Source organism: Vibrio sp. 10N.222.55.C7 (assembly GCF_041473335.1).
In the GTDB taxonomy this organism is placed as follows: Bacteria; Pseudomonadota; Gammaproteobacteria; order Enterobacterales; family Vibrionaceae; genus Vibrio; species Vibrio crassostreae_C.
This window is the reverse complement of the sequence record NZ_JBFRSC010000029.1, coordinates 41,163-65,694: the sequence shown is the minus strand read 5'-3', so window position 1 is coordinate 65,694 and position 24,532 is coordinate 41,163. Positions and strand designations below refer to the sequence as shown.

22 protein-coding genes are annotated in these 24,532 nt (G+C 43.4%); 11 read left to right on the top strand and 11 right to left on the bottom strand.

Annotated elements, in window-relative coordinates; translation table 11 throughout:
- Positions 1-46 precede the first annotated feature (46 nt).
- A complete protein-coding gene (gcvH, locus tag AB4482_RS11480; RefSeq protein WP_017072176.1) occupies positions 47-427 on the bottom strand; it encodes a glycine cleavage system protein GcvH in 381 nt (126 codons plus the stop codon).
- 51 nt (positions 428-478) lie between these two features.
- Positions 479-1,771 (bottom strand): serine hydroxymethyltransferase, encoded by a 1,293-nt coding sequence (locus tag AB4482_RS11475; RefSeq protein WP_017072175.1) that lies wholly within the window; start codon positions 1,769-1,771, stop codon positions 479-481.
- Positions 1,772-2,211: 440 nt separating this feature from the next.
- Here AB4482_RS11475 and AB4482_RS11470 point away from each other — a divergent pair, with 440 nt between their 5' ends.
- From AB4482_RS11470 to AB4482_RS11460, 3 genes are all read left to right on the top strand, one after another.
- Positions 2,212-2,835: a helix-turn-helix domain-containing protein gene (locus AB4482_RS11470; RefSeq protein WP_017059847.1), complete on the top strand. Its 624-nt coding sequence runs from the start codon at positions 2,212-2,214 to the stop codon at positions 2,833-2,835.
- A gap of 447 nt (positions 2,836-3,282) precedes the next feature.
- A complete protein-coding gene (gene gcvT, locus AB4482_RS11465; protein ID WP_102478979.1) occupies positions 3,283-4,416 on the top strand; it encodes a glycine cleavage system aminomethyltransferase GcvT in 1,134 nt (377 codons plus the stop codon).
- Positions 4,417-4,695: 279 nt separating this feature from the next.
- On the top strand, positions 4,696-5,754 hold the full coding sequence (locus tag AB4482_RS11460) for a trypsin-like serine protease (RefSeq protein WP_372180960.1): 1,059 nt from the start codon (positions 4,696-4,698) through the stop codon (positions 5,752-5,754).
- Between the two features lie 116 nt (positions 5,755-5,870).
- Here AB4482_RS11460 and AB4482_RS11455 read toward each other — a convergent pair whose 3' ends face one another.
- On the bottom strand, positions 5,871-6,197 hold the full coding sequence (locus AB4482_RS11455; protein WP_372180958.1) for a hypothetical protein: 327 nt from the start codon (positions 6,195-6,197) through the stop codon (positions 5,871-5,873).
- Between the two features lie 201 nt (positions 6,198-6,398).
- Here AB4482_RS11455 and AB4482_RS11450 point away from each other — a divergent pair, with 201 nt between their 5' ends.
- The gene (locus AB4482_RS11450) at positions 6,399-6,716 is read left to right on the top strand and encodes a helix-turn-helix transcriptional regulator (protein WP_372180956.1); all 318 of its coding nucleotides are present in this window, start codon (positions 6,399-6,401) and stop codon (positions 6,714-6,716) included.
- Between the two features lie 93 nt (positions 6,717-6,809).
- Here AB4482_RS11450 and arfB read toward each other — a convergent pair whose 3' ends face one another.
- On the bottom strand, positions 6,810-7,220 hold the full coding sequence (arfB, locus tag AB4482_RS11445; protein WP_017059842.1) for an alternative ribosome rescue aminoacyl-tRNA hydrolase ArfB: 411 nt from the start codon (positions 7,218-7,220) through the stop codon (positions 6,810-6,812).
- A gap of 87 nt (positions 7,221-7,307) precedes the next feature.
- Here arfB and AB4482_RS11440 point away from each other — a divergent pair, with 87 nt between their 5' ends.
- Positions 7,308-7,913 (top strand): beta-phosphoglucomutase family hydrolase, encoded by a 606-nt coding sequence (locus AB4482_RS11440; RefSeq protein WP_048608431.1) that lies wholly within the window; start codon positions 7,308-7,310, stop codon positions 7,911-7,913.
- 63 nt (positions 7,914-7,976) lie between these two features.
- On the opposite strand, the gene AB4482_RS11435 is transcribed toward AB4482_RS11440, so the two are convergent.
- The 4 genes from AB4482_RS11435 to AB4482_RS11420 form a co-directional block, all read right to left on the bottom strand.
- Positions 7,977-9,881 carry a diguanylate cyclase gene (locus AB4482_RS11435; RefSeq protein WP_372180954.1) on the bottom strand — a complete coding sequence of 635 codons (1,905 nt, stop codon included), beginning with the start codon at positions 9,879-9,881 and terminating at the stop codon, positions 7,977-7,979.
- 237 nt (positions 9,882-10,118) lie between these two features.
- Positions 10,119-11,867, bottom strand: a complete 1,749-nt coding sequence (locus AB4482_RS11430; RefSeq protein ID WP_372180952.1) for a formate--tetrahydrofolate ligase — start codon at positions 11,865-11,867, stop codon at positions 10,119-10,121.
- Between the two features lie 294 nt (positions 11,868-12,161).
- Positions 12,162-13,466, bottom strand: a complete 1,305-nt coding sequence (locus AB4482_RS11425) for an inosine/guanosine kinase (RefSeq protein WP_017069885.1) — start codon at positions 13,464-13,466, stop codon at positions 12,162-12,164.
- 129 nt (positions 13,467-13,595) lie between these two features.
- Positions 13,596-14,075: a CreA family protein gene (locus tag AB4482_RS11420; protein WP_372180951.1), complete on the bottom strand. Its 480-nt coding sequence runs from the start codon at positions 14,073-14,075 to the stop codon at positions 13,596-13,598.
- A 248-nt stretch (positions 14,076-14,323) separates the two neighbouring features.
- Between AB4482_RS11420 and AB4482_RS11415 the strand changes: the two genes are divergently transcribed.
- The 3 genes from AB4482_RS11415 to AB4482_RS11405 all read left to right on the top strand — a co-directional run bounded on the left by AB4482_RS11415 (position 14,324) and on the right by AB4482_RS11405 (position 17,716).
- Positions 14,324-14,818, top strand: a complete 495-nt coding sequence (locus tag AB4482_RS11415; protein ID WP_017064644.1) for a hypothetical protein — start codon at positions 14,324-14,326, stop codon at positions 14,816-14,818.
- 60 nt (positions 14,819-14,878) lie between these two features.
- Complete coding sequence (locus AB4482_RS11410; RefSeq protein WP_102333464.1) at positions 14,879-16,687, top strand: HD domain-containing phosphohydrolase; 1,809 nt, start codon at positions 14,879-14,881, stop codon at positions 16,685-16,687.
- A gap of 303 nt (positions 16,688-16,990) precedes the next feature.
- Positions 16,991-17,716, top strand: coding sequence for an HAD-IA family hydrolase (locus AB4482_RS11405; protein ID WP_017059834.1), 726 nt, complete (start codon positions 16,991-16,993; stop codon positions 17,714-17,716).
- A 408-nt stretch (positions 17,717-18,124) separates the two neighbouring features.
- Here the strand turns inward: AB4482_RS11405 and AB4482_RS11400 are convergent, their stop codons facing one another.
- Positions 18,125-19,549, bottom strand: coding sequence for a methyl-accepting chemotaxis protein (locus AB4482_RS11400; protein WP_017064641.1), 1,425 nt, complete (start codon positions 19,547-19,549; stop codon positions 18,125-18,127).
- Between the two features lie 148 nt (positions 19,550-19,697).
- Positions 19,698-20,921 carry an aromatic amino acid transport family protein gene (locus AB4482_RS11395; RefSeq protein WP_017059832.1) on the bottom strand — a complete coding sequence of 408 codons (1,224 nt, stop codon included), beginning with the start codon at positions 20,919-20,921 and terminating at the stop codon, positions 19,698-19,700.
- A gap of 446 nt (positions 20,922-21,367) precedes the next feature.
- Between AB4482_RS11395 and AB4482_RS11390 the strand changes: the two genes are divergently transcribed.
- From AB4482_RS11390 to AB4482_RS11380, 3 genes are all read left to right on the top strand, one after another.
- Complete coding sequence (locus AB4482_RS11390; protein WP_017059831.1) at positions 21,368-21,496, top strand: hypothetical protein; 129 nt, start codon at positions 21,368-21,370, stop codon at positions 21,494-21,496.
- A 205-nt stretch (positions 21,497-21,701) separates the two neighbouring features.
- Positions 21,702-22,313 (top strand): ACP phosphodiesterase, encoded by a 612-nt coding sequence (locus AB4482_RS11385; RefSeq protein WP_017059830.1) that lies wholly within the window; start codon positions 21,702-21,704, stop codon positions 22,311-22,313.
- Positions 22,314-22,370: 57 nt separating this feature from the next.
- Complete coding sequence (locus AB4482_RS11380) at positions 22,371-23,642, top strand: DEAD/DEAH box helicase (protein WP_017059829.1); 1,272 nt, start codon at positions 22,371-22,373, stop codon at positions 23,640-23,642.
- A gap of 115 nt (positions 23,643-23,757) precedes the next feature.
- Here the strand turns inward: AB4482_RS11380 and AB4482_RS11375 are convergent, their stop codons facing one another.
- Entirely contained in the window at positions 23,758-24,501 is a 744-nt protein-coding gene (locus tag AB4482_RS11375) for a TetR/AcrR family transcriptional regulator (RefSeq protein ID WP_136974618.1), read from the bottom strand.
- Positions 24,502-24,532: the final 31 nt, after the last annotated feature.

Here is a 24,532-nt window from a genome sequence, read left to right as displayed (position 1 = left end):
AATTAAGCTGCTCAAAAGAGCAGCTTTATCGTAATGAGGTTACCTATTAGTCTTCTTCGATAGAGCTTAGGTATTCTTCCGCATCTTTAAGGTTGTCTAGTTCAGACGCATCAGACATCTTCACTTTAACAATCCAGCCACCTTCATAAGGTTCTTCGTTGATTAGCTCTGGGCTATCTTCTAATTCTTCGTTGATTTCTACGATTTCGCCAGAGATTGGTGCGTAGATATCAGAAGCAGCTTTCACTGACTCAACTAGAGAGAAGCTTTCGCCAGCTTCGATTTCGTCGTCAGTGTCAGGCAGGTCAACAAACACAACGTCACCTAGCATCTCTTGAGCGTGCTCAGAAATACCGATAGTTACAGTACCGTCACCGTTGTCTTTTACCCACTCGTGGCTGTCTGCAAACTTTAGTGTATTGTCCATTGCTTATTCTCCAAAAATTTATGAGGTTTTAATTTAAATCTTAAAAACGGTCTAACGGTAAAGAGGGAAGCGCTTGCAAAGCTCTTTAACTTGCTTGCGAACACGTTGCTCAACTTCAGCGTTGCCTTCAGGGCTTTCAACTAAGCCATCAAGTACATCGCCGATCCATTCACCGATAAGTTTGAATTCTTCAGTGCCAAAACCACGACTGGTTCCAGCTGGCGTACCTAAACGAATGCCAGAGGTAATCATAGGCTTCTCTGAATCGAATGGTATACCATTTTTGTTACATGTGATCCCTGCACGCTCTAATGCCTCTTCAGTTACGTTACCTTTCAAGCCCTTAGGACGAAGGTCAACCAGCATTAGGTGCGTGTCTGTTCCGCCAGTCACAATGTCACAACCGCGAGTTTGCAACACTTCAGCAAGAACTTTTGCGTTGTCGATCACTGAATCAATATAAGTATTAAATTCTGGGCCAAGTGCTTCGCCAAACGCCACTGCTTTAGCCGCGATAACGTGCATGAGTGGGCCGCCTTGTAGGCCAGGGAACACTGCAGAGTTGATCTTTTTGTTGATGTCTTCGTGGTTCGTCAGAATCATACCGCCGCGTGGGCCACGAAGTGTTTTGTGCGTTGTTGTTGTAACAACGTGTGCGTGTGGTAGTGGGCTAGGGTGAGCACCTGTCGCGATAAGACCCGCGATGTGTGCCATATCTACCATAAGGATAGCGCCAACTTCGTCAGCGATTTCGCGGAATTTAGCGAAGTCGATAACGCGTGGGATAGCACTACCACCTGCAATAATCATTTTAGGTTGGCATTCGATAGCGAGAGCGCGTACCGCTTCGTAATCGATTTCAAGAGTGTCGCGGTCTACGCCGTATTGAACTGCGTTGAACCATTTGCCTGAAAGCGCAGGGCGTGCACCGTGCGTAAGGTGACCACCAGCGTCAAGAGACATACCTAGGATAGTGTCGCCAGGTTGAAGTAGGGCAAGTTTAACTGCGCCGTTCGCTTGAGCACCTGAGTGAGGTTGTACGTTCGCGTATTCACACTTGAATAGCTGTTTAGCACGTTCAATCGCAATAGCTTCTACTGTATCTACGTGCTCACAACCACCGTAGTAACGACGACCTGGGTAGCCTTCTGCGTATTTGTTGGTAAGGCAAGTGCCTTGAGCTTGCATTACTGCTTTAGAAACGATGTTCTCAGAAGCAATAAGTTCGATTTGTTCGTTTTGACGAGTGTTCTCTGCTTGGATTCCAGCAAATACTGCGTCGTCAGTCGCAGATAGGTTCGTAGAGAAAAAACTGTCTAAGCTATGGTTTTGATAAGCGTTCATTGTCGAGACCTTTCATTAAGCTAATGGTGATTGTTTTTATAGTCCATTAGGTCTTACGTTGATTTCTGCATCGGTATCGTTTGCGTTATATAGGTGTATAAATAGTGCGTTGCTTCTTATTTATACGACCATAGCGTCAAAGCGATCGTTGTAGGGTCAATGCAGCACGAATTGGTTCCCAAAAATTTCGGGTAAAAAACAGCTCTTACAAATGTTAAATCTATCACTTGCTGCAAGCTGAAGTAGCATCTCTTCATCTAACAAGTCGATAACATAGCTCCGATAAAATCAATTTTCAACAAAAATTTCCAATAGGAAACAGATTTTCTCGTTTTGCTACAGGGAGCACGCTTTATTTCCCTGTGTGCTCTTTAATCAACAAAGCGCTTCATGCAACAATGAAATCAATAGACAGGAAGTAAGAAATGAATGAGGGACCTATGTCAGAAGACATTTATGATGAGTACCCATCTTTAACGTTGGCGAAAGAGACGTTAGATCAGAATATCGAACCACTTAGGCTCGGCCAGCGTATTAAAGATATCCGCAGCAAGCTGGGCATTACGTTAGAAGAGGCGAGCCAACGTACTGGTTTGGCGCGCTCTACGCTGAGTAAAATCGAGAACGAACAAATCTCACCGACGTTCCAAGCGATGCAGAAATTGGCTATGGGTTTGCAAATTGATATGCCGCAACTCTTTGAGCCACCAAGAAAAAAGGTTGCCACAGGACGTCGTGACTTAACTAAAGCAGGTCAGGGTAAACCTCACCCAACTCCGACTTACGAGCATGAACTGCTCGCGACAGAACTTTCGAATAAGAAGATGATGCCGTTCAAGAGCCGAGTGAGAGCACGCACCTTTGAAGAGTATAACGATTGGGTTCGCCACGATGGTGAGGAGTTCTTGATGGTGATCTCTGGTGATGTGATGTTCTACTCAGAATTCTATGAGCCGGTACCCATGAGCGAAGGTGACAGCATGTATTACGACGCCAACATGGGGCATATGTTGATTTCTACTAGTACAGAAGATGCACTGATTTTGTGGGTGACTGCAAAATAAGTTAACAAAGTTAGAATTTCTTATAGTGAATGCAAACGTTTGCTTTTGTTTCTAACGTTTGCCAAAAGACGCGATGTTGGTGTGAAAAGCATCAATATCGCGTTTTTGTATGCGACTGAAAGTTGTTTTTAAATTGTTAAATATCACATTTTGAGCTGTTTTAATCTTGTTAAGGGTGTAAAACTGACTCAGGCTTGTTTACTATAGTGAACACGGTTTACTCATGTTGATTGAAGTTTACTGAAGTGAATTCTTAGAAAGTGAGTCGTATAGCTTTTATACAGAAGCCTCTATTTATATCGCTAGTAATAAAAGCCTATATAGAAGACATCACTTTTTACTATCTACTGTTTCTAACGTTAACCCATATCGTTAGAGGCGACTCTAAATAGAGATATAAGCGGCAGATTCGATTTGGAAAGCCTGCAACGCTTCATGGAGAATAAAATGACTCAAGAACACGCTAATCAAGACCTACTAAAAACACCACTGCATGCACTTCACGTTGAAGAGGGTGCGAAAATGGTCCCTTTCGCTGGCTACGATATGCCAGTTCAGTACCCACTAGGTGTAAAGAAAGAGCACTTACACACTCGTGACGCTGCCGGTCTTTTTGATGTTTCTCACATGGGGCAACTTCGTCTACATGGTGCAAATGCAGCTGCTGTCTTAGAATCTTTGGTTCCTGTAGATATTATTGACCTTCCTTCTGGTAAGCAGCGTTACGCGTTCTTTACTAACGAGCAGGGCGGCATCATGGATGACCTGATGGTTGCGAACCTTGGCGATCACCTATTTGTTGTTGTGAACGCAGCTTGTAAGACACAAGATATCGACCACCTAACGGCTCACCTTCCTGCAGACGTAGAAATGGAAGTGATTGATGACCGCGCTCTACTAGCACTTCAAGGCCCTAAAGCGTCTGAAGTACTGGCTCGTTTCCAACCTAGCGTTGCAGAAATGCTGTTCATGGATGTTCAAAAAGTGGATATCGATGGTGTGGAATGTATCGTAAGCCGCAGTGGTTACACAGGCGAAGATGGCTACGAAATCTCTGTACCGAATGATCATGCTGAAGCACTAGCGCGTAAGCTAACTTCAGAAGCTGAAGTAGAGTGGATTGGCCTTGGTGCACGTGACTCACTTCGTCTTGAGTGTGGTTTGTGTCTATACGGTCACGACCTAGATACAACAACAACGCCAGTAGAAGCTAGCCTTCTATGGGGTATTCAAAAAGTGCGTCGTACTGACGGTGAGCGTGCTGGCGGTTTCCCAGGTGCAGACATTATCCTTGAGCAAATCGCGACTAAAGACGTTCAACGCAAGCGTGTTGGTCTTGTTGGTCAAACTAAAGCACCAGTACGTGAAGGCGCTGAATTGTTTGACGCTGAAGGTAACAAGGTTGGCGTAGTAACAAGCGGCACGGCGGGCCCTAACGCAGGCAAGCCTGTATCAATGGCTTACGTACGCACTGATCTAGCGACTATTGGCACTGAAGTATTCGCTGAAGTTCGTGGTAAAAAACTACCAATGACAGTAGAAAAAATGCCATTCGTACCTCAACGTTACTACCGTGGCTAATCTCGTTTAAGAGAAACCGCAATACATAACAAAAGCCTATTGTTTGATTCCCTGTATAGAGAAGTCCGACGGTGGGCTTTTTTGTTTTTGAAAGCGTATGTTTTTGGAGGCGTATTAGGTTTAAGGGCTACCATTAATAACGGTTGCTTAGAATGCGTCTATAAAATGAGAGATGTGGCCATATCGTTACAAATACTTACTATACTGTTGGTTGTGACGTGTTATGGTGGCGATTCATCATTTTTGTAAATAAGTAGTAGGGGTTACAAGGAGTTATCTATGAATGTTAACCATACAATGAGTCCGGTTCGTAAAGCCGTTTTAGGGCTTTTAGCGCCATTGATTTACACATCAAGTGTTATGGCAACGGAAAACACGCTCGAAAGTACTCCTGATGTGGGTGTAACACCTTATATTGTGAATGGCAGTGACGCCACAGTAGCTGAGTTTCCTTCGATGGCGAGCTTATTCATTGATCGTATTGATTATGACGGTGTTTACTCTACAGGCCCTTACTGTGGTGCGACTATCTTAGATAATTACCATGTATTGACAGCGGCGCACTGTATTTACGGTGATGAAAGTGTACAACTGTTTACCGTGGTTGTACCTCAATTGGAAGATACTTCTCTATTCCCTGACGGTAGCATCCAGAAAGTACGAGTATCTGACGTTTTCTATCGCAGTGACTATTCAGACCTTGAATCAAATCTTTTACCGAATGACATTGCTATCTTGAAGTTAGAGTCATCTCTTGGCTTGAGTTCATCTGCTGAAACTCAAATCCCTGTTTTTGAGACATATCGGGACATCAATAATAGCTTTGTCGCAGTCGGTCACGGTAATACAAAGTCAGGCGAGGACAGCACCACTCTGTTACAAAGAGTAGACCTTACATACGTTGATACGATAAATTGCAAGGCTGTATTTGGTCCTTTAGTCACTGAAAAGCAGATTTGTTTCAATGGTAATGGACCGGATAATGACCTCTATGGTGGAACATGCCAAGGTGATTCCGGTGGGCCTGTATTTTGGAAAAATGGCGCGACTTACGAGCAGGTTGGTATAACTAGTTTTGGGCCTAGAGTTTGTGGGGCCGATATCGGAGTAACATCAGTATTTACAGAGATATTTGATTATAAAGATTGGATTACGGATGTAACTAACGGTGTAATCGATAGCACAGAAACTGTCCAGTTTACCGCGACAGAGGCAAAACGAGTTGCTGCTGCTGGTACAAGCTCATCTGGTTCAGGCGGCAGTGGAGGCAGTGTGTCTTTTGGCTTGCTAGGCGCGTTGATGTTGCTCGGTCGGTTTAGAAGAGCGATGTCTCGTTAGATACCCACGTCTTCATCTTAGTTAAACAAACGGCCAGTCATTCAACTATGACTGGCCGTTTTTGTTTTTTTGTTTAAGCCGTTCAGAGGTTGGCGCTACTCGTTGATATTAATAGATTAGGCACAGAATTCAGTAGACGCTTTTCTACTGTATATTTCGACAATCACATCCATCTCTTTTACTGCTTCGTTGATACTTTGAATACCGCCTTGTGCGACACCTTTTTCATTTTGGTTCAGAGCAGAAAAGGCCTGCTTCAATTCTTTCTCTTCCAACATACTTCCGTGCAGCAGCACTTCTTTGTAAGTCAGTAGCCTATGCTGCACTGCAATAATTTCGGAGCGGGCATTGTCCGTTTCTAATGCCTGCTTAATGCAAGGAAATGCCGATTTATAACGATTCGCAATTTCCAATATGACGTCTTTCTTATTCGCAATTTGCAATTTTTCTAATTTCCCAACACTTGAATACTCAAGTTACCTAGCCTGTACGTTCACAACTGATATCAGTGTGAAGGTTTATGAAACGTAACGGTTTTTATCAAGCGAATAATATGCCTTTGATGGCTTATGTAAACCATCACAAGTCAATATGGTCTGCTTCTTGCTGAATTTAGGACATAACTGTCTTTTGAGGATGAGCTTATGTCACAAGAACCCATAATATTGGCGCTGATTGAGCGTAGGAAACAAGCCAACTTGTCTCAAGAAAAGTTAGCCTCGAGTGCAGGAATGAGTTTAAAAACCTATCAAAGGATTGAACGCGGCGAGGCTGACATCAAGATGTCTCAGTATCGTTCAATCACCAGAACCTTAAAAGTGACGGATTTGGATGTGGTGCTTGATATTGTTGGTGCATCACAAACGACGGCAGAAGATGTAGCAGCAGTCAGTCGCCTGCTGACCAGCGAAGAACGCATGCTCTTAATTAAATTGATTTTGTCGGTCAAAAAGAAGCAGTAATCCTTCTTTTAAATAAACAGCGTAACGGATCTATTAGTTAGTTAAATTGACAGAGCTTTCTAGGGGAATGTGTTCTCTGAGCGCATGAAGCCATCAGCTCACTCTTCCACGCAGCTGTTTAGTGGTGCTTCTTTGTTTCTTGCTTTCTAAACGTCTTTTCTGAGAGCCACGTGTTGGCTTAGTCGCTCGTCTCACTTTTTGAACTTTTGTTGCTTCCAAGATCAGTTCTTTCAAACGCACTAAAGCGTCATCTCGGTTTTGTTCCTGCGTTCTATACTGCTGTGCCTTAATGATAATCACGCCATCTTTAGTGATGCGGCTATCTTTGTGTGCGAGAAGCTTTTCTTTATAGAAGTCAGGTAGGGTGGAGTGCTTAATATCAAAACGTAAATGTATCGCGCTCGATACTTTGTTGACGTTCTGACCGCCGGCTCCTTGTGCTCTGATCGCTGTTAACTGGAGTTCCCAGTCTTGAATCGAAACAGAATTAGATATTTGTAACATAAACATCCATTTTGAACGGTAATATGGCGCCATGATACTGAATATTGGTTATGGTATCAGTAACTTTATTAAAGAGTGGTAGTAGTGATGAAAATAGATTTAACGGCATATGAAGGATTAATCTTTGATATGGACGGTACGTTGATCGATACAATGCCTGCACATGTAAAGGCGTGGCAGCAAACGGCTGAAGAGTTCGGCTTTCATTTTGAAGCGTCTTGGCTACATAGCTTAGGTGGAATGCCGAGCTACAAGATAGCCGGTGAGGTGAACAGCAAATACGGTTTATCGCTCGACCCACAGGCGGTTTCTACGTTTAAGATGGCGTCGTTTGCGGCTATTGAAGACAAAGGAGACGTTATCCCTTGTACTCACTCTCTCCTATTAGAGCATTTGGGTAATAAGAAAATTGCAGTCGGAACGGGCAGTCAACGTAAAAGTGCCGAACAGTTACTAGATAAGACAGACATCTTGAGTAAGCTCGATATCCTAGTCACAGCAACAGACGTCAAGAATCACAAACCAAATCCGGATACTTTCTTGGATGCCTGTTTTGGTATGGGTTTGCAGCCAAAGCAGTGTGTTGTGTTTGAAGATACCAACCTAGGTAAGCAGGCTGCTCATGCTGCGAACATGGATTGTATTCTGGTGGTAGAAGGGAACAAACTAGAGTTCTATCCAGCACCAAGCTGATTGAAAGGATTGGGTTGTTAAACCGCTAAACTGATAGCCTAGCGGAACAAGATTGATTTTCTGTTAGGCGATTTCGCTCATTTCGCTGTCTAGAAATAAGCAAACACTGTTTCGACCTGCGGCTTTGGCTTCATAGAGTGCTAAATCAGCGCACTTGTAGTTGAGAGCAGGGTCGTTGGTCAGATTGGTGATTCCGCCACTGACCGTCACCACGTTATCGAGCTCAATACTGACTGCGATTCTCAATCTGTTAAGTACATACTCAGCTTCTTCTGTTGTGGTATGAGGCAGAATAACGCCAAACTCTTCGCCACCAATACGAGCCACAAAATCACTTTCTCGGCACTCTCGTTGTAATACTTGAGCAACGGTTTGAATGACGCGATCTCCATAATCGTGACCAAATCTGTCGTTGATGCGTTTGAAGTGATCTATGTCCAAAATCGCTAAACAAGACTGTTCGCGAGTAGGGTAACGATTAACACGAGAGCACTCATCTCGCAGCTCAAGATCGAATTTACGGCGGTTCCAACACCCAGCTAAGGCATCTTTTTCACTCAGGTTTCTCAGTTTGTTTTCTAGCTCTTTGTGTTTACTTATATCCACAAATGAAGCGACATAAAACTGAATCACGTCTTTCGAGTCTTTAATGGTTTGGATTCGCAATATTTCCGTGATCAAAGACCCGTCTTTACGACGATTAACCACTTCGCCTTCCCACATGCCTTTCTCTTTGATGATGCTCCACATCTTGATGTAGAACTCTTCGTTGTAGCGACCAGAGGCAAACATGGACGGTTGGCGGCCTTTTACGTCTTCTAACTCGTAGCCACTCACACGGGTGAACTCTTGGTTTACTTTGATGATTCGGTTGTTTCTGTCGGTAATCACCAAGGCAGACATGCCATTCATTGCGGCCTTAGCAAGTTGGCTCTCGATACTGTTCTTCTTGTGGTTGCTGTTCCACAATACGAAGCCAGCGGAGATCATCGAAATCAAGAAAGACAAGGTGATTATCTGAACGACGATCGCTTGTTTTTCTTGTCGGTATTGACTGCTGAACTGCTGATTTTCAATGTGAAGAACCATGTAAATAGGGCTTTCAAACTGTTTGATTTTAGGGCTGATGTCGGAATGAAAATACCAGTTCTCACCATCGAAATAGCTCGAAGATGTCTTGTCTTGAATCGCAGTCCAAAGCTCAGGGTATAACTTTGCGTAAGTCTGCTCTGAACGTGATTCAATTACATGTCCGAAAGATTCCGTAGGATCCGGCCCCATGATTATGTGTCCGGTTTTGTTGAGAATAATAGGAACAGCAGAAGATGCACCAATTTGATAGTGAAGGCGCTTATAAATCTCAAGCATGTTCAGGTTTGCGATGAAGTAACCAATAATGCCGTTGTTTTCAGCGACTGGCGTCATAATGCGTAGCGCTGGAATCAAAGGGCGAACGATCTCTCCGTTTTCGACTTCAAGATCAATACCGCGAGAGCTAATCTCACCAATCTTTAATTGCTGTAGTACCTCATAGTAATCACGCGAAGACTTGTTCTGCAGTTCACTATCTGGAACCACGATTGCTTGATTGTCTTTATAATTAACGCGAAACACTTCGTTGCCAGCTAGATCGAGGTAACGAAGCTGGGAATAGTATTTTTGGCCACGAGCTAACATCACCCAAAGATCTTGCAGGGTTTCTTTATGGATAATAGAAGGTTCTCGAATCGCTCGGAGTAGTGTTTGAGAGTCGGCGATTGAAGGAACAGAGTTAGAGATTTGCTCAACAATAACAGCGAGTTCATGAAAGCTGTATTCGATTTGATTTTGGCTAGACTGCTTAATATTTAGAGTGTGCTGAGCATCAATTCTGTCAAGTTCAGAATTGATGTAGAGGGCAGGGACTAGTCCTAGGGCAAAGATGGTACATAGAAATTGGCTGACTAGTTTTTTTATACTTGTATTCATCACTGTCCTCAAAGAATCAGCGCAATACTATATATTTTATAGGGTTTTTAATGTGATCTTGACCGAGAAGTTAAGACAAGATTCGCATATAACTACGATTTAAGTGCAACTTTTTGCAGTTAAGCTTGATTGTTGAGCAATCACTTCGTTAGTAAATGATTGCTCAATATAGAACACTGCTCCGAAACCTAAGCCAAATTAATCGCGATTAATTGCCGCTTATCTAACTAAGGACAGCTAGCTTAGGCCTACGATATTTCCATTACTATCAATATCTAACGACATGAACGCCGGTTTGTCAGGCAAGCCTGGCATGGTCATCACATTGCCGCACAACGCGTAAATAAAACCAGCACCAGCACACAATTTTAGTTCTCTAACGGGCACGTCAAATTGGATTGGTGCACCTTTTACGTGTGCTTCTGTCGAGATCGATAATGGTGTTTTTGCTAAACAAACCGATAGGTCGTTATAGCCATGCAGTTTGAATTCAGCCAGTTGTTTTTTAGCCAGTGGAGATAGCGAAATACTTGCCGCGCCATAACCAACTTCAGCAACTGCCATCAGCTTTTCTTCTAGGCTTTGCTCTGAGTGATACAAAGGCTTAAATTCACTCTGTTTTTGGCAAGCTTTGACTACAGCGTGAGCCAGTTGAGTCGCGCCTTCGCCACCTTGACCAAATGCTTCGCTTACTTCAACGTTAACGCTTGAGTCGAAGTCGGTGATCATCTGTTTCAAAGCATCGAGCTCTTGAGCTGAGTCTTGTGGGAATCGGTTAATCGCAACAACTGTAGGCACTTGGTATTGCTTAACGTTGTTTATGTGCCATTTTAGGTTCTCAAAGCCTGCAATTAGCGCGTCTTGGTCATCATTAAAAATTGAATCTGGTAATGGAGTGCCGGGTCTCAAATCGTATAAACCAGAGTTGGCCTTTAATCCACGTAATGTTGCAACAACCACAGCGCAATCGGGCTTTTTGTTCGACGCTTTTGCTTTTATGTTGCACGCTTTTTCAAAGCCCATATCTGAGCCGAAACCACCTTCGGTCACGACAAAGTCACTCAGTTTTAACGCTATCTTATCGGCAATAATTGAAGAGTTACCATGTGCGATGTTCGCGAAAGGCCCGGCGTGAATTAGGGTAGGAACGCCTTCAAGGGTTTGCATCAATGTTGGTTCAATAGAATCCTTCATGGTTACGGTCATTGCGCCTGCAACGTTGAAGTCATCTGCGGTCAACGGCAAGCCTTGTTTGTTGTAGGCAAGTACCACTCGTCCGATGCGCTTTCTCAAATCTTGAAGGTCATTGGCTAGAGCAAGAATGGCCATTAGCTCTGAAGCAGCTGAGATATCAAATCCATCTTCTCGCTCAAAGCCGTTAATTGTTTTGTCTGCTTCGTTCTTGCCAACCGTGATCATGCGTAGTGCGCGATCATTGTGGTCAAGTACACGTCGCCAAACGATTCTGCTTGGGTCAATATCCAAGGCTTTTAAGCCAGAACGCGCTTCAAACGCCTCTAAGCCTTCCCGTTGTTCATGATACAAACGTGCATCAATGGCGGCAGAGGCGAGGTTGTGAGCGGCCGTAACAGCATGAATATCGCCCGTCAGGTGCAGGTTTAATTGTTCCATAGGGGCAACTTGAGAGTAACCACCACCCGCAGCGCCACCTTTTACACCAAATACCGGACCCATTGAAGGCTGGCGAATGCAGGCCATTGCAGATTGGTTAATCTCTGCGAGGCCTTGTGCTAATCCGATAGTAGTGACGGTTTTGCCTTCACCAAGAGGTGTCGGTGTGATCGCCGTGACTACGACTAATTTACCATCTTGTTGGTTGGCGAGGCGTTCAAGTGACGTGAGAGACACTTTAGATTTGAATTGCCCTAATGGCTGATGTTCGTTGTGGTGCAGGCCAGCTTGCTTGGCAACCTCACTGATGTTTTTAAGGGGAGTAGAGCGACAAATATCAATATCAGACAGCATATTTGATCCTTATATCAGAACCGAAAGGCGGTACGTAAACGTTTGCGTGGCGATAGTACTGTATAAATTTGCCAAGTAAAGGCAAACCACACGAATTATGTGCTGGAAGATAACAGATCTAAAGAGTCATTGCGCGAGATCAAATCTTAAACGAGCAAAATATTCGATATGATTAACTTCACCTGCCGTTATATTGGTGTTGAATACAAAAAGGGCTGCATATAGCAGCCCTTCAAGGAATGGGTAATCTCACTTGGCGTTAACCTTTAAGAGGTAACTGCCTAATATGGTCGATTAACGATCCCAGTATGTTTCTTCTAAGCTATCTTCGCGTTCAGGTAATGCACGAGAAAGGCGAGGAGAGTGCTGAGTCAACACTTCGTAGCTTACACGGTTTGCGTACTTACAAATTTGAGACAGTGAAGAGTAAGTTAGACAAGTGTGCTCGTGTTTCTCTGAGTTTGGTACATTCACGTGGTGGTAGCTATTTGCTGCCATGTCGTGAAGTAGTGCTGAAAGTGCACCATCGCCAGCGCCATTGGTATTCTTAATCTCAAGTGGGCCACCTAGGTAAGGGCCAATGTGAGAGTACACTTTTACTGGGTCTTTACAGTCTTGCTTACGCATCGCTCGGCTGAATTCGTATTTATTGAACTCAGGGATGTTACCCGGTAATAATGGCAGTGTGGTTTCGCGTTTCGCTGGTTCGTCAGTGTAACCTGCCATGTATAGACCAATAGGACCTGCAGTACATAGAACTAGGTCAACCCACTCAAGTGCCTTGTTAGCAGCCAATAGAGGATCTTTTTCACCCGTTAGCGCTTCACCTTCATCTTCGTTCATCGCGACGATGGTTACGTTTTCTTTCAGGTATTCTTGCCACCATTCAGCGTTGCCTTCGATCACATACTTAGTACCAAGTGTTAGTACAACAGGCACATTGTGCGCTTTCGCGTATTCAATCGCTTTTTGTACCGCTTTTGGCATCGGATCTTCAGGTTTGCCACGCATTAGGTATGACGACACAACCAATGCAGAAGCTTTCTCGAAGACCTTTTCAGGAATGCTTTCTGGAAGAAGTTGGTTCATGTGGCCTTCGTTGATTGCAAACGTACGTTCGCCATCTTCAGAAATCAGCGTGTAACAACGACCAATTGGACCATCAACAGTTTGAAGGTGGTTTAGATTCATACGAGAAGAAGTGCGGCAAAGGTAACGATAACCAAAAGAGCCAACTTCGATCTTCTTAGACATTACGCCAAGCAGGACAGATTTGCTGTCTGCAAGTACGGAATAGTTGTGCAGTGTGTTGCCAATAGTATCGCCAGGGTATTGATGCGTGATCAAACCGCGCTCTACTAACTCTTCATACAGCGCATCTGCTTTACTTTCTTCCAATACCAGTGAGTGACCTTTACTCAGCTCGTATTTTTCTAGGAACTCGTTGTCAACACGGGCTTCGATATCAACAATCGTTTGGCCAACACCCACAATCGTTGCGCGGTGAAGCTTAGGCGTTTGTTGAATTTGGTTGACCAACGGATCACGTGCGTGAGTTGGAAAGTAGTGCTTAGATTTACGCTGTCCAGGAAACTTCATATGAAAAATACAGTGAAAAAATTTTGCCGCATGATATCACATTTTGTTTCTGTTTCTTTCATTTTTATTACATTTTGAATCACCTGCACAATGTCTGTACAGGTGATTCAACTAACTATATGTTTGAAACTACTCGGCTGGCTGTACTAACGTCGCTGGATCAACGTAAGCCTCTGTACCCCATAGTGGAACAGTTGAAAGGCTGTGTTTGAAGCTACCTTCTGTTTCTTTGGTGGTGTAAGACAAGTAAAGCAGCGACTGATTCTCTGCATCGTAGATACGACGAACCTTCATTGTTTTAAAGAAGATACTTTTCGATTGCTTGAATACCACTTCGCCAGACTTACTCTTGTCTATTTGAGCAATCATTTCTGGTGTAATTTCACCTGTTTGACGACAAGATATAGAGCTATCACTTGGATCAGAAAGGCTAAGGTTTGCTTCGATTGATGCGATATGACAGGTAACACCCGCGATCTTATCGTCATCTAATGAAGACATCTTGATATCCTTCATTGTGAAGAAACCCAGTGAGACGTCGCCAACCTCGTTGTCCGAACAGCCAGCTAACATTGTCACGATACCTGCTGCTATTAAGGCTTTTTTCATAAGAAGTCCTTTTTATTTATATAGTTCTGTTTACTATAAGGATATTGAAAGCTTGGATACGAGTGTAGAGCTTTTCGCTAAGTTCTTAAAGGATGTTGTTGGATAATGAAAAATATGAAGCATTTAAAGTACTTGTTGGCCTTGGTCATGCTCTGTATGCTCTCTGCTTGTAGCTCGGCACCTCAGCCGACCGTATGTCTTCCAAATAACTGCGATATTTGGGGATACTAACCGTAGGTACTAAAAGAATGAATAACGAAATACCTGAAATTGCACACAAGAAAAACCAATGGCTATTTAGTCAGCTCGATATTGCTTACCCCGCAAAAGAGAGCCTCCTCGGCCGTGAACTTTATCAAAGCAAACTTCCATCCAAGACATACCAACTCCTAGCACAAGATCAAACTCCTTCCCAAATTGATGAACTGCATAAAGTCGATTTCCATAAATTGACCGTGCTATTTTCACTCAACCAAGCAAGCGTTTACCAAGATGAAATCGAAAGGGCACACATGCTTGAGTTCTTGAGCCAAATTATGCTTTCTGACGATCATGTATTATATATTGGTACTCAAAACGGTGAAGTTGTGGCGAGCGCTATCGTCACAGAAGCGGATGGTTCCCTATTGATCTCGGATGTCGTTGCTGAAAATGGTCAAAGTATCAACAACTTTGCTAAGCAGTTACACGATTTTTGGGCACAAGATCATGCTTCTTGCGATAAAGTATGGATCGAGAACTAAAGATTCTTTGACAAAGCGTTAATCTAAGTACAATACCCCGTCTTATTTAAAGGGTATTGTATGTACAAGCTATTGATATCAATCGCTGTATTATGTGTTAGCGCTTATTCTTCACTCAGTTTTGCTAACGACTGGGATATTAAACGCATCCTAGTTTTACACTCATACGAACCTTCTTATCAATGGACTGCTGACTTCCAAAAAGGGATAGACAGTGCGTTCAGCCAGTCTCAAACCGAAGTTAAACTCTCAATAGAGTATTTGGATTCAAAGCGTGTCCACAGCCCAGAGTATTACGACTCTCTCGCGAACTACTTACGTGCGAAGTATGCAGGTTATAAATTTGATGGCGTAATTGCGACGGACGATAACGCAGCCAATTTTCTTGAATCTCTGCCTAATTTGATTGATCGCTCCACACCTGTCGTTGCAGCCGGCATCAATGATTTCAGCACCGACATGTACGCGGTGTCTGACAGAGCAACTGTGCTTTACGAGAACGATCAGATAGACGTTAATATTAAGCTGATCTCCAAATTAAGACCTAATCTAAAGAATCTCTATTTTGTAAATGATTACAGTGTCACGTCTGAATTGATTCATAAAGAAATGAACAAAATGATGGCTGAATTTTCAAATATCAATCTCGTAGAAATTCGCGACTTGTCGCTGGAGCATACGAGCCAATTTTTGGAAGGGATCTCTGCGGACGATGCGGTATTGCTCAGTCATTACAACACCGAGTTAAAGCAAGGGGTTTACCACACTTACCAAGAGATTGCGGATACGTTGTCAAAAGCGAGTGCTGCTCCGGTGTTTGCTTTATGGCAGTTCTATATTTCGGGTGATGTACTCGGTGGTTACGTTAATCACTCACAAAGCATGGGTGAACAGGCCGTCGATGCGTTGGATAAATACCTTCCACTTGGTTTTACTACACCGTTAACTCCCGGAGACAACAAACGTTTTGTATTCAATTACCCTGCAATGAAGAGATACGGGATTAGTGGAAACGCGTTACCTGACGAAGCGGTTTTCATTAACGAGCCTTCATCCTTTATTCGCAAAAACTTCCAGTTGTTATTGGGGCTGTCGATGGTGATTGCGGGTTTGAGCCTGATCATCTTGATGCAATTTGTCACTCTGCGCCAAAAGAAAGAGTTGGCCAATAAGAACAAACGAATCTTAAAGCTTCAGAAACAGACCTTGAATATCCAAAAGGATATGATTCATGTTCTCGGAGAGGCAATTGAAACCCGCTCTGGCGAAACTGGTAATCACGTTAAGCGTGTAGCCAAGTTGTCTGCACTGCTTGCTAAGTATCGTGGCTTGAGCCATCGCGAGGTCGAGATGATTGAGATCATCAGCCCAATGCACGATGTGGGTAAGATTTCAGTCCCTGAATCAATCTTGGATAAACCTGGGAAATTAACCGACCAAGAGTGGGAGGTGATGAAGCTTCATACTACGGCTGGCTATAACTTACTAAAGAGCGGAGCGGGTGATATTACCAACCTCGCGGCAATCATTGCTAACGAACATCACGAGCGTTGGGATGGTGCTGGATACCCGAATGGAAAAGTGGGTGATGAAATACACCTGTTTGCTCGTATCACTGCCGTAGCCGATGTGTTTGATGCGCTGCTTAGTGCACGTTGCTACAAAGAACCGTGGCCGTTAGATATGGTGGTCGATTTGTTTGAGCGAGAGTGTGGCTACCAGTTTGATCCTCAGCTAACTAAATTGCTACTGAAACACTTATCCGAGTTTGTCGCTATCCGAGATTCGTACCCCGATACTGGAACTGTAGAATATGCGTCTTCACCTTCGCTTGAAGCTAAGGTCTTAGAAGAGTCGGTTGTTAGCTAATTGTCGCTCTATCTGAGTAGCCTATAAGCCATTTTTTTTATCGATTCACCACGATCCGGCTAGGAAGTAGTGATTTATATTTTCTCCTGAAATTGAGTAGCTTATGTAAACCTCGCAGTATTTGGTTTCGTAGAATCTGGGTTAATTTAATGAAAACTGTTGCTTATGCTGAGCGATAAAGTGATCAACTCCATATTTCGCGAAGAGAAATAAGCCTGTATCTGCAAACTGTTACCTCAATCATCTCGCGCATTGAAAGAACACTATAGGATAAAACTTGGATTCAATCTGAGTGAGATACCTATGCGGTTAGAACAGACTAAATGTGTGATTTTCGATTGTGACGGAACACTTATCGATAGTGAAAAGCTGTGCTGCCAAGCTTTGGTGAACGTTTTCACTGGCTTTGGAGCGGAGCTAAACGTCAACGACTGCTATGCGCACTTTCAAGGCGGGAAGCTAGCCGACATCTTAATGGATACACAAGAACGTCTTGGGTTATCTATCTCGATTGATACACTTGAGCCGTTATATCGCAATGAATTACAAGCACTGTTCCAGCGTCATTTAAAACCGATGGATGGCGCTATCGAACTTATTGAATTCCTCAAACAACAAGACATCGAGTTTTGTATTGCTTCCAATGCACCGAAATCTAGGGTTGAATCTTCATTGGCGATGACAGGCATGCTAGACGACTTCAAAGGCAAAGTGTTCTCAGCTTTTGATGCTAACAGCTGGAAGCCAGAGCCTGATCTAATCATGTACACGGCCATGAACATGGGCTTTCTGCCAAATGAGTGCATCTACGTGGATGATACGTTGAAAGGGATTGAGGCTGGTGTTCGCGCGGGTATCCAATCGTTTCGATTACGCCCGAGTATTGATGAAGCAATCGTAGATCCCGAAGCCGACTCAGCAGAACTCGCGGCTCAGGATATCTACAGTTTAGAAGAAATTTCAGTTTGGATTAATGGCAAGCACTGCTCAAATGGTGGTATATCGAATTCTGCAGCTTTGGTGGGGTAGAGCTTAGTTGAAGGCTGACTACCTTACTAAATTGTTTGGTGTGGAAACCGCAAGATGCACAAGTAAACTTTTCTCCACTTTCTGAAAGCAGATACTCGTCGTGTTGGCATAAAGGGCATGTAATGTCGTCGGTGTTTGGTGTTTCTGTTTTATTCATTATGTGTCACCTGCAGCAAGGGGGTAAGCGAAAAAAGACCCGTTCAATTAGATTACTCCTAAGCTCGAATATTAGACAGTTCTGACACTTCTTAATCTCTCCTTTGCGACTTGCTTCATGGTAATTGATAATGTCATCGTTATTGACCATGGTTTTTGTAATGTTATTAAACAAAAGCCAAAAAGAAAGGACCCATTACGAGTCCTCATTAGTTTGTTTTCAATTCACGCCGCTAGTTCACCAGTTGATCCTTAAGTTCGGTAGCGTGCCAATGTCTGAGATAGAGAAACCGACGCTTCTGTTAGCCTAGATACGCCATTTGAAGAATTCTGAGCCACGTCTTTAATCACATCGGATTGGCTTCGAATATCGTTAAGCTCTGCTGCAATCGTATTGGCAACGTTACTTTGCTCATCGGCTGATGTTGCGATTTGGATACTCATGTCCATTAGTGCTTGAGCTGAATCTGCAATCGAGTTTACGTCGTGACCAATGTTTGAAATCAACTGGCTACTGGTTTGCGCTTGGTCAACCGTCTGTTCGGTGATCTTCGCGATATTTTGGCTCTCTTGCTGTAAGCGTTCAATCATCGCTTGGATTTCTACAGTAGCCGACTGAGTGCGGCTTGCCAGTGTTCTTACTTCATCAGCAACAACAGCGAAACCTCGGCCTTGCTCGCCCGCACGAGCGGCTTCAATCGCGGCATTTAAAGCAAGTAAGTTAGTTTGCTCTGAAATAGCATTGATCGTCGTGATGACCTCGTTAATTTGGCTCGTATTCACATTCAAGCTAGTAACAGAAGATGAGGTTTGCTCAATCAAAGAAGAAAGGGTGGTGATTTCCGAGATTGCCTGTTGAACCTTCGCATGGCTATCGTTGATTTGCTGCGCGTCTTGTTCTGTTTGTTCAGTTGAGCGTGCAGAGATGTTAGAGACTTCATTTGCCGAAGCTGTCATCTGATCCATTGCTGTCGCTACAGAGTCTAGAGAGGCATTTTGGCTCATGATTTGTGTTTCGCTGCGCTTCATCTCAGTTTCGAAAGAAGCCGATGTTTCGCTTAGCGTTGCTGCACTGTGGTTTACGTTGTTGACTAACTCACTAAGCGTGTCCATTGAACGGTCAAGCGCACAACCAATCGTGCCGAACTCATCACGGCCAGGGTGGAAGCCAAGGCGTGATGTTAAGTCACCATCACCAATCTTTTGAGTCGTTGAATAAAGAACCCAAAGTGCGCCGCCTAGGAAAGTCGCTACCCAGTAACAGAAAAGACCAAAAGGCACACACCACAAGAAGCTCAGTAATAAAGTGTACAGTGCTTGCTGCTTTTGATTCTGTATATCGTTAGTTGAAACGGTAAGTGAGTAGTAGTTGCCATCTTGTGCGAGTGCTGTGGCAGTCACAGAACCATTATTTGAAATAGTGGTTTGTTGAGCGCGAGTTTGCTGGCTAACAGAGCGAACAGATGCCGGGGAATCTGATGCTGATAAAATGCCTTGCAGTTGATACTCGACCTGCTGTTTTGCAGTTACGTCAATGTGTTCCATTTTGTTGACGTAGTTCAGTCCAGCTAGGCTTGCCAGAGCGGCAAAAAAGATTAAGAAAATGACCCAAAACTTGTCGTTGATCGACATCTTAATAAACAGTTTGTCTATCGTTCGAAATTGTACTTCTTTCATAAAAACTCCACGGTAAATCCTTTACCGTGGACTCTAAATAACCGACCTCAATAAAAATGTGACTTAAATCGACTAATTGTGAAAATTAATGATAGTGATATGTCATTTATGAGATCTGAATCAAGTAAATTAGTTCTGTATAGGTTTATTAGCCTAAAGAAGGCAGTAACCCTACTGAAATAAGAACTTGAATCGCAATGATAAATACGCCAACGCTACCTGCTAAAAACAACGCTTTGCTACCGCCTAACACTTGGTAACTGGCTTCTGAAGATTGTGGTTTGACAGAGAAATCAGTGTAACGAACCTTGTAGACCATCACTGTTGGTAACAGAATCGCGAGCACTGAAAGTGCAATGGCTGCGTAGCCTAAAGCCATGATGAAGCCTTGTGGGTAAAATAAGGCAAACCCCAGTGGCGGTAAGAAGGTGATAGCAGCTGTCTTAACACGTTTTGCGTTACCTAGTTTCTTGCTCAGTGAGTCGCCCATGAATTCAAATAAGCCCAAGCTCACACCAATAAAAGATGTCAGCAGTGCAAGGTCTGCAAACACACCGACGATCACGCTTAGGTTGGATTGATGAACCGTTTGCGATAGCGAGACTAATAGCGCGCCCAAGCTTGTGTCAGACAACAACTGCTCTTGGCTAATCACGCCCAAAGTAACACTTTGCCAGAAAACGTAGATAACCAGAGGCAGTGCCGAGCCAATAATCATTACCTTACGTAAAGAACGAACGTCACCATCTAGGTATCGAACAATTGATGGGATGCTGCCGTGGAAACCAAAAGAGGTAAACACAACCGGAATAGCCGCAACAATCAGGCCTTGCTGTAAAGGCATGCTCATTAAGTATTGAGAGGTAATGTTTGGCGCTAGGAAGCTGAGTACCAAAACCATCGCGATAAGCTTTAAGCCAAACAAAACGCGGTTAACTTTATCAACACTGTGCGTACCAATCGTAACAACGCCGGCAACTAATAGGGTAAATAGAAGCGTGGTGATTTGAGCATTAAGTTCGATACCCGCGATATCCGAAATTCGTTGGTTAAATTGCGCACCGCCGCCAGCTATGTATGCCGCACACAGAGCGTAGAAAAGAAACATCACCGCGAAGCTCGCAATCCACTTTCCTTTTGTCCCCAAAATGGTATGAGCTAACGTGTGTAGGGTAGCGTCAGATTCTGCGAATTGGTGAAGCTCTACCATTAATAGCGCAGTAAAAGCCATTAACGCCCATAAACCCAGCATCAAGAAAAGTGAAGTTGAAAAGCCAATACCTGCAGAAGCAAGTGGAAGAGCGAGCATGCCAGCACCAATGGTTGTGCCTGCAATGATCAAAGTACTACCAAAAACCTTTGATTTATTCATTGTATATAATTCTTTACGTTAGGGTGTGTTTTCATTGTAATTCTTCTAGCTTAAGCGCATAAACCCAAAGAATATCTCGATTTTGAAGTATTCTGATTGAGTTTAATTCCAAATGCAATTCTTATTGTAATTAAAAACATCCACTGTAAATTAATATTTACACAAAGGGGCGTGTCAGCATTCAATTGAGCAAAGCAAACGTTTGACCATGATCGGTTTCAAAATTTATAGAGTAATTTGTTGTACTTGGTGTAAGGTGGCAGTACATATGTCGTTCGCGTATACCCCTTTAGCGCAAAAAAGCGTTAATGATCGCGAGTAGCTTTAAGCTATGAATATGGAATGGGTAGAGTAGAGTGCGTTCATCAAAGTGACATAATATAAGTCCAAGATGGTGCACTAGTTAATCGGACATCATGTCCACATCAAGGAATAGAGGGGGCACAATGAGTGACCAATCTTATAATGACGAAAGTCTAGAGTTGTTAGATGCTATGGAAATTGGCATTGATTTGTCTGACTATGAGCAGACAGTGAAACAGTTAGCAGAAGAGCTTTTCAAGTCTTCGAACTAAGCTTTTAAGATCTTTAATTCAGTTTCAACTGAAACGTTTTAAAGCTAAAAGTTTTCTTAGCTAAAGCTTCTCAAAGCAAACAATTCTAAACTGAGCAAATCGTATTCGCTCACACGTCATACCAAAACTATCCTCATTAAAGTTCGCGAAGATAAACGAGTACGTTTACCATGTTACTTAGTTCTCGATACTTTAATGAGGTTCAATGAACTTTCTCGCACACCTTCACATCGCCAAGCACTGTAACAGCAACTTAGCAGGTAACCTGTTAGGTGATTTTGTTAAAGGCGACCCTAATAAACACTATTCTGATTCCCTTTCTGACGGTATTAGGCTTCATCGATTTGTTGATAGCTATACTGATCGTCATGATGTATCTCGTTCTGCAAAATCACTTTTCTCAGACCAAACACGACGCTTTGCGCCTATCGCACTCGATGTATTTTGGGATCACTGCTTAGCCAATCATTGGGATCAGTTTTCACAGCAGACATTAGAGCGTTTTTGTTTAGATAGCCATGAGCAGATCTTTGAACATCAAGAGCCACACTGGCCTGAAAATTTCGTTATGGTTCATCAGAAAATGGCTGAGCATAGATGGTTAGAGAGCTATCAAGACATGTCATCTATAGAGGTGGTGTTGCAGCGAATGGCGTTGAGAAGGCCTAAGCTCGGTATGCTCGAGGCATGTTACGATGACCTCGAACGTCACTATGATACGTTGCAGTGTCACTTTAATGAGCTTTATCCCAACGTTTTAGAGGAAGCTAAGCAGTTTAATGCTCTTCAAATGAAGAAAAATCAAAAGGAAAGGTAAACAGCGTAATGCAGGTTTGCTACAATCCGCGCCTATTTAATCTTTGAGCATCATACTATGTCTGAATCTACAAAATCTTTTAACCAACTAGGATTATCTGAGCATCTTCTTGCCACGTTGTCTGAGCTTAATTTTACGGCTCCTACCAGTGTTCAAGAACAAGCAATTCCATTGGTATTAGAAGGCAAAGATGTACTGGCTGGTGCTCAAACGGGTACAGGTAAAACGGCTGCGTTTGGTTTACCGATTATTCAAAGATTAATCGAGACAAAAGACAACGTTATTCCGAACCCTAAGCTCGTTCGTGCGCTTGTATTAGTGCCAACTCGTGAATTGGCACAACAGGTTTTCGATAACTTAACTAGCTACGCAAAGGGCACCGACATTAAAGTCGTGGTGGCTTACGGCGGCGTTAGCATGAAGGTGCAAACTGATAACTTACGCGGTGGCGCAGATATTCTTGTCGCGACGCCTGGTCGTCTTATTGATCACATGTTCACTAGAAACATCATGTTGAGCCAAACGGAAGTACTGGTACTGGATGAAGCTGACCGTATGTTAGATATGGGCTTCATGCCTGACATCAAGCGTATTCTTTCTCGCATGAACGAAGTGCGTCAAACTCTGTTCTTCTCTGCAACGTTTGATAACAAAATCAAAGCGATTGCACACCGTATGATGCAGAAGCCAAGTGAAATCCAAGTTACGCCAAAAAACAGCACCGCTGAAACCGTAACACAGATGGTTTACCCGGTAGATAAGTCGCGTAAAAGTGAGCTATTAGCGTATTTGATTGGTTCAAAAAACTGGCAACAAGTGTTGGTGTTCACAAAGACTAAGCAGGGCACTGATGCTCTCGTTAAAGAGCTTAAGTTAGACGGCATTAAAGCGGCATCAATCAATGGCGATAAGAGCCAAGGTGCGCGTCAAAAAGCCCTAGACGATTTCAAGTCAGGCAAAGTTCGTGCGTTGATCGCAACCGACGTGGCAGCTCGTGGTATTGATATTCAGCAGCTAGAACAAGTTGTGAACTATGACATGCCATTTAAAGCAGAAGATTATGTTCACCGCATCGGACGTACTGGCCGTGCGGGTAACAGCGGCTTAGCGATCTCTTTGATGAGTCAGGATGAAGCTTACCTATTGGGTGACATTGAGCGATTACTTGATACGCGCTTGCCTCAAGAGTGGCTAGAGGGCTTTGAACCAAGCCTTGAAAAAGATCTAGCGCCCGATCGTGGTGGTCGCAGCAAGAGCCGTTCATCAGAAAAACGTAAGATGAAAGCGAAGCTTAAGATTCACCAAAACCGCGGTAAAGCACGTCGTTAACAAGCTGGACAAAGCTCCAGTTTAAAGATCTATACATATAAAAATGCGCCGTTACAGTGACTTCTGTAACGGCGCGTTTTTGTATCTTATAAGCTCATCATGGGTATGAACCCGATTAAGCTTTATGTTCCTGGTTACACTTCCATTCACATGGCACTTCATAAATCAGCTCTTCAATCGAGGTTGGGTTTAGAACCCACTCTTCATCAATATTGAACTTGCTGACCATCTGCGTGTTGAAAAGCTGCCAATGCTTAAGTAGAGCATCTTCAGGAGAGGTGACCATATCGCCTTCATTCCAAGTGCTTTCCATAAAGGGAGTGAGGCATACCGCTCCGTGCGCATACATGATCATTTGCCACTTAATCTCATAAATGTTGATCAAGTTCTCTGGATTCGCATCGTTATATTGTTCAGCTAACATGTTGATTTCTTTTTCGACATCGCCAACATTGTCGATAAAGTAATCGACCAAGTTGTCTTTTTGGCGAACAGAGTCAGTGATAAGTTGCATCGGTTTTCGTGAGTGAATCATGTTGCTAAAAAGGCGCATACTAAATAAATAGATAGTAATGTTTGGTGCGACGCCTTTTGGTAACTCTTCCACTATCTTAGCAATATAAGACTGAAAATAGGCGTGTAAACAATCGCTTATCGCATGCCAGATTTTTTCTTTGCTGCCAAAGTGGTGGCGAATAAGGCTATGCGATACACCTGCTTTCTCACTGATGTTACGAAGCGAAACGCTATCATAACCATGCTCACAGAACATATCCGCAGCAACACCCATGATCAAAAATCTCGTCTCTTCAGCGTCTTTTGCGCTTCTTCTGCCTTGTTTCTTTTCAGTCATCTTCATTTCACACATTTACCTGATTACCACATTCTAC

Excerpts from the sequence above, each read along its gene's own strand:
- gcvH (WP_017072176.1), bottom strand. The coding sequence starts at position 427 with ATGGACAATACACTAAAGTTTGCAGACAGCCACGAGTGGGTAAAAGAC.
- AB4482_RS11475 (WP_017072175.1), bottom strand. The coding sequence starts at position 1,771 with ATGAACGCTTATCAAAACCATAGCTTAGACAGTTTTTTCTCTACGAAC.
- AB4482_RS11470 (WP_017059847.1), top strand. The coding sequence starts at position 2,212 with ATGTCAGAAGACATTTATGATGAGTACCCATCTTTAACGTTGGCGAAA.
- gcvT (WP_102478979.1), top strand. The coding sequence starts at position 3,283 with ATGACTCAAGAACACGCTAATCAAGACCTACTAAAAACACCACTGCAT.
- AB4482_RS11460 (WP_372180960.1), top strand. The coding sequence starts at position 4,696 with ATGAATGTTAACCATACAATGAGTCCGGTTCGTAAAGCCGTTTTAGGG.
- AB4482_RS11450 (WP_372180956.1), top strand. The coding sequence starts at position 6,399 with ATGTCACAAGAACCCATAATATTGGCGCTGATTGAGCGTAGGAAACAA.
- arfB (WP_017059842.1), bottom strand. The coding sequence starts at position 7,220 with ATGTTACAAATATCTAATTCTGTTTCGATTCAAGACTGGGAACTCCAG.
- AB4482_RS11440 (WP_048608431.1), top strand. The coding sequence starts at position 7,308 with ATGAAAATAGATTTAACGGCATATGAAGGATTAATCTTTGATATGGAC.
- AB4482_RS11435 (WP_372180954.1), bottom strand. The coding sequence starts at position 9,881 with ATGAATACAAGTATAAAAAAACTAGTCAGCCAATTTCTATGTACCATC.
- AB4482_RS11430 (WP_372180952.1), bottom strand. The coding sequence starts at position 11,867 with ATGCTGTCTGATATTGATATTTGTCGCTCTACTCCCCTTAAAAACATC.
- AB4482_RS11425 (WP_017069885.1), bottom strand. The coding sequence starts at position 13,466 with ATGAAGTTTCCTGGACAGCGTAAATCTAAGCACTACTTTCCAACTCAC.
- AB4482_RS11420 (WP_372180951.1), bottom strand. The coding sequence starts at position 14,075 with ATGAAAAAAGCCTTAATAGCAGCAGGTATCGTGACAATGTTAGCTGGC.
- AB4482_RS11415 (WP_017064644.1), top strand. The coding sequence starts at position 14,324 with ATGAATAACGAAATACCTGAAATTGCACACAAGAAAAACCAATGGCTA.
- AB4482_RS11410 (WP_102333464.1), top strand. The coding sequence starts at position 14,879 with ATGTACAAGCTATTGATATCAATCGCTGTATTATGTGTTAGCGCTTAT.
- AB4482_RS11405 (WP_017059834.1), top strand. The coding sequence starts at position 16,991 with ATGCGGTTAGAACAGACTAAATGTGTGATTTTCGATTGTGACGGAACA.
- AB4482_RS11400 (WP_017064641.1), bottom strand. The coding sequence starts at position 19,549 with ATGAAAGAAGTACAATTTCGAACGATAGACAAACTGTTTATTAAGATG.
- AB4482_RS11395 (WP_017059832.1), bottom strand. The coding sequence starts at position 20,921 with ATGAATAAATCAAAGGTTTTTGGTAGTACTTTGATCATTGCAGGCACA.
- AB4482_RS11390 (WP_017059831.1), top strand. The coding sequence starts at position 21,368 with ATGAGTGACCAATCTTATAATGACGAAAGTCTAGAGTTGTTAGATGCT.
- AB4482_RS11385 (WP_017059830.1), top strand. The coding sequence starts at position 21,702 with ATGAACTTTCTCGCACACCTTCACATCGCCAAGCACTGTAACAGCAAC.
- AB4482_RS11380 (WP_017059829.1), top strand. The coding sequence starts at position 22,371 with ATGTCTGAATCTACAAAATCTTTTAACCAACTAGGATTATCTGAGCAT.
- AB4482_RS11375 (WP_136974618.1), bottom strand. The coding sequence starts at position 24,501 with ATGAAGATGACTGAAAAGAAACAAGGCAGAAGAAGCGCAAAAGACGCT.